Genomic DNA, 4,251 nt, shown 5'->3' with positions numbered 1-4,251 from the left:
GATCTGGTAGGCGCGGCCGCCGAGCTTGTCGGCCATCAGCGAGGCGACGTGGTTGACATCGGTGTAGTGCTTGCCCTGCACCAGCCCGGTGGCGGGAATGATTTCGACGTCGTAGCGGCGCCCCGGCTTGAGACCGGCGACCAGCGCGCTGACGCCCTTGCCGCCGGTGATCGAAATGGTGTCGCCGTCCTTGATGGTGTCGAGCAGCAGCCCAGCCGCCGCCTCGCCGACCCGCTGCAGGGCGGTGTGCGGATTTTCGGAGACCGACGGCACCACCATCGCCCGCTCGATGCCGCCCAGCGCCACCAGCCGCGCTTCCAGGTCGACCAGATGATCGATCGGCGACTTGATCTTGATCTCGACGAGACCGAGCTGGTGACCGCGCTTGATCAGCCGGTTGACGGTCGCGTGCGAGATGCCGAGTTCCCCGGCGATCTCGGCCTGGGTCTTGCCTTCGACATAATGCAGGACAAGCGCCTGGTGCATCTGACGAACAGCGGCGATGTCGTCGCGGGTGTTGGGAGGGGCCATGGTCTTGTTTCGCCGCCTTTGAGGTTCAGGACTTCTTGCGGTGCAGGAAGTGATCGATCGACACCGCTGCCAGCAGGATGCATCCCTTGATCATGTCCTGCCAATAGACCGAGACATCGAGCAGGATAAGCGAGCTCGTCACCACCGACAGCAGAGCCATGCCGAGGATCGCCCCGAAGATGGTGCCCGAGCCGCCATTCAGCGAGGCGCCGCCGATGACGGCCGCGGCGATGATGTTGAGCTCCATGCCGGCGCCGAAGGTCGGCGTCGCCGCGCCGAAGCGCGCCATGTAGATGACGCCGGCCACTCCGGCGAGGGTCGAGCACAGCACCGTGACCCAGAACTTCACCTGATTGGTCCTGATGCCGGAGAACTGCGCGGCCTTCTCGTTGGAGCCGGTGTAGAAAACCTTGCGGAAGGCCGTGGCGCGACGCAGCAGGAAGTCGAAGATCGCCACCACGACGATGAAGATCAGGATGACATAGGGGATGTTGTTGAAACTGCCCTGGCCGATGGCCTTGAAGGCCGGCGGCAAGGTGAACAGCGACAGCGGCGTGCCCTTGGTGACCACCAGGCACATGCCGCGCACGATGACCATGGCGGCCAGCGACGTGATGAAATGATTGAGCCCTATCACGGTCACGAAGAAGCCCATGGCCGCGCCGATCAGCGCGCTGACGCCGATGCCGATCAGGCTTGCCGTCCAGGGATCGAGCCCGGCGAGGAACAGCGCACCCGAGACCACCATCGAGAAACACACGACGGAGCCGACGGAAAGGTCGATGCCGCCAACGATGAGCAGGACGGTCATGCCGACGACGACGATGCCTTCGATGGAGAAGCTCATCAGCATGGCGCGGAAATTGCCCCATGTCAGGAAGTGCGGCGAGGCGAAGCTCATGGCGATGCACAGCGCCAGGATGATGACGATCAGCCCGGCCTCGCGCATCGAGGCGAGGTGAGCGAAGTTGATGCGCCGCCCGGCGGACTTGATCTCGGCGTGCACGAGCGCTTCTCCTGATTCCCTAGGCGACATTCTGGGCCTGCCTTTGAATTGAACTGTCCTGGACGCCCGAGGCGAGCATGATGATGGCTTCTTCACCGAGCTCGCTGGCGGCGAGTTCGCCGGCGATCCTGCCTTCGCGCACCACAAGAACGCGGTCGCACAAGCCAATCAGCTCCGGCAGTTCGGACGAGATGATGATGACGCCGACACCGCTGCCGGCTAGCTGGCGCAGCAGCCGGTGAATCTCGACCTTGGCGCCGACATCGATCCCGCGCGTCGGCTCGTCCATGATGATGACCTTGGGACTGACGGACAGCTGCTTGGCGATGGCAACCTTCTGCTGGTTGCCACCGCTCAGCGTCGACACAGTGGCCTCGATGCCGGCCATGCGCACGCCGAGCCTGCCGGTCAGCTCCCGCGCCTGACGATCCTCGGCCTTGCGGTCGAGCAGGCCGAGGCGCCCGGTGAGCCGGCCGAGGTCGAGCGCCGATATGTTCGCCGCGATCGGCAGATCGAGGAACACGCCGGAGCCTTTGCGATCCTCAGAGAGATAGACCAGCCCCGCCTTGACCGCATCGCCATAACTGCGCAGCCGCAGCTGCTTTCCGTCGAGCGCGACGGTTCCAGAGGTCATTGGCCTGAGGCCGCAGACCGTCTGTGCGATCTCGCTGCGGCCGGCGCCGATCAGGCCGCCTATGCCCAGAATTTCGCCAGCGCGAAGCTGCAGATCGACGTCGGCGAAGCGGCGCCCATCGGAAAGCCCCTCGACCGACAGGAGAAGGCGCCCAGGCTCTTGCGGCGCCAGCTTGTCGGGATAGAGCTGGGTGATTTCGCGGCCCACCATTTTGCGCACGACATCGTCGGGTGAAACGGCGGCTATCGCATCGGTCGCCACGTAGCGGCCGTCGCGGAAGACGGTGACGCGGTCGCAGAGCGAGAAGATCTCGGCCATGCGGTGGCTGATATAGACCACCGAAATGCCACGTTCCCTAAGCCCGCGCACGATCGAGAACAGGCGTTGCGCTTCGCTTTCGGTGAGTGCGGCGGTCGGCTCGTCGAGCATCAGCACCTTGCAGTCGAGCGTCAGCGCCTTGGCGATCTCGACGAGCTGCTGGTTGGAAATGGAGAGGTCGGCGACCCTGGTGTGCACCGGAATGGGCGCGAGCAGGTCCATGACCTTCTGGGCGTCAGCGTAGAGCTTCTGGAAATTCATCAGCGGTGCGCGCCGGCTGTTGATCGCGGCCATGTAGATGTTTTCGGCAACCGTGGCGTCCTGGCACAGCGCGATCTCCTGGTGGACAAGCGCGATGCCGAGACGTTGGGCGGCCGCGGGCGAGTGGATCGAAACACGCTCGCCATCGATCAGGATGTCGCCCTCGTCGGGCTGCAATACACCGGCGATCATGTTCATCAGCGTCGACTTGCCGGCGCCGTTCTCGCCGCACAGCGCATGGATTTCGCCGCGCCGCAGCTCGAACCGCACGTCGTTCAGTGCCTTGACCGGGCCGAACGCCTTGGACAGACCGCGGATTTCAAGAATGGGCGACTGGGTCACGCCATGCTCCTGCGATGCTTGCGGGGGAGGAAGGAGGCCGAAGCCTCCTTCCCGGTTGGTCCGGCCTTGTGGAGGCCGGGGCGGCGATCGAGACTATTCCTCGATGCCCTTGGTGCCGCGACGCTTGAGGTACTTGTCCCAGTAGAAGTCGTCCGCATTGTCCTTGGAGACGATGGAGAAGCCATTGTCGACGAAGGGCACGCTCATCGGGTTGAAACCCGAACGCTTGGCGTCGTTCATCGGATCGATCAGGCCGGGATGCTTGGCCATCCACAACAGCATGAAGCCCATATAGCCCTGCATGCCCTGGTTGGGATTGACCGAGCCGAAGATCTCGCCGGCCTTGATCATGTCGAGGATCTTGGCGTTGACGTCGGCGAGCATGACGCGGATCTTGCCGCCGCCTTCCTTGGCGGCCTGGGCAGCACCGATGGCCGAGTTGGCCTCCGGCATGAACACGGCGCCGAGGTCCGGATGCGCCTGGGCCAGGCTCAAAACCGCCTGATAGGCCTTGGTCGGATCCTGGTTCGAAGCGGCGCGGCCGACGAGCTTCATGTCGGGCCATTTGGCTTCCATGCGGGCAACGAAGGCGTTGACGCGCTTGTCGTGGTTGTCCTGGCCGGGATTCTCCAGCACCGCATATTCGCCATTGCCATCCATCGCCTTGGCAACGGCGTCGGCGGCATAGGTGCCTTCGGCATTGTTGTCGGAGGTGATGTAGGAGACGCGCTTGGAATTCGGCGAGTCGGCGGCGAAGGTCACCACCGCGGTGCCCTGCTCGATGGCGCGGTTGATCGGCTCGATGAACGGATCGGAGTTCATCGGGTGTACCAGTATGCCGGCCGGCTTCTGCGCCAGTGCCTGGTCGAAGGTGGCGATCTGCTTGTTGACGTCGTATTCCGGCGTACCCGTATAGGCGGTCTCGCAGCCGAACTGCCGGCCGGCCTGCTTGAACATTTCATAGACCGGGAACCAGTATTCGACGCCCGAGACCATCACGTTCATGACGTATTTTTCACCCGGCTCGCATTTGAACGGGTTAGGGGTTTCGGCGCGTACCTGCATCGACCCGAAGCAGGTCGATGCAGCCGCCGCGATTGCGAGCGTGCTCAGAAATTTGCGCAAGTTTCCTCCCTTGGCCGAAGCCATCCTCAATGAC

Annotated in this window: 4 protein-coding genes; all 4 read right to left on the bottom strand. The window is 63.8% G+C overall.

Annotated features, from left to right (window positions below; all coding sequences use genetic code 11):
- Positions 1 to 531: sugar-binding domain-containing protein (locus EN884_RS27730; RefSeq protein WP_128360847.1), on the bottom strand; the 531-nt coding region annotated here is incomplete at its 3' end.
- Between the two features lie 25 nt (positions 532 to 556).
- The gene (locus EN884_RS27725) at positions 557 to 1,480 is read right to left on the bottom strand and encodes an ABC transporter permease (RefSeq protein WP_224674565.1); all 924 of its coding nucleotides are present in this window, start codon (positions 1,478 to 1,480) and stop codon (positions 557 to 559) included.
- 76 nt (positions 1,481 to 1,556) lie between these two features.
- A complete protein-coding gene (locus EN884_RS27720; protein WP_063169062.1) occupies positions 1,557 to 3,092 on the bottom strand; it encodes a sugar ABC transporter ATP-binding protein in 1,536 nt (511 codons plus the stop codon).
- A gap of 93 nt (positions 3,093 to 3,185) precedes the next feature.
- Positions 3,186 to 4,217, bottom strand: a complete 1,032-nt coding sequence (locus EN884_RS27715) for a substrate-binding domain-containing protein (protein ID WP_063170341.1) — start codon at positions 4,215 to 4,217, stop codon at positions 3,186 to 3,188.
- Positions 4,218 to 4,251 lie beyond the last annotated feature (34 nt).

Source organism: Mesorhizobium sp. M7A.F.Ca.AU.001.01.1.1, assembly GCF_004022735.1.
Classification (GTDB): domain Bacteria; phylum Pseudomonadota; class Alphaproteobacteria; order Rhizobiales; family Rhizobiaceae; genus Mesorhizobium; species Mesorhizobium ciceri.
The sequence above is the reverse complement of the archived record's forward strand: the minus strand, read 5'-3'. Positions and strand labels throughout refer to the sequence as shown.

Coding starts and splice junctions, on each gene's coding strand:
- EN884_RS27725 (WP_224674565.1), bottom strand. CDS start 1,480: ATGCGCGAGGCCGGGCTGATCGTCATCATCCTGGCGCTGTGCATCGCC.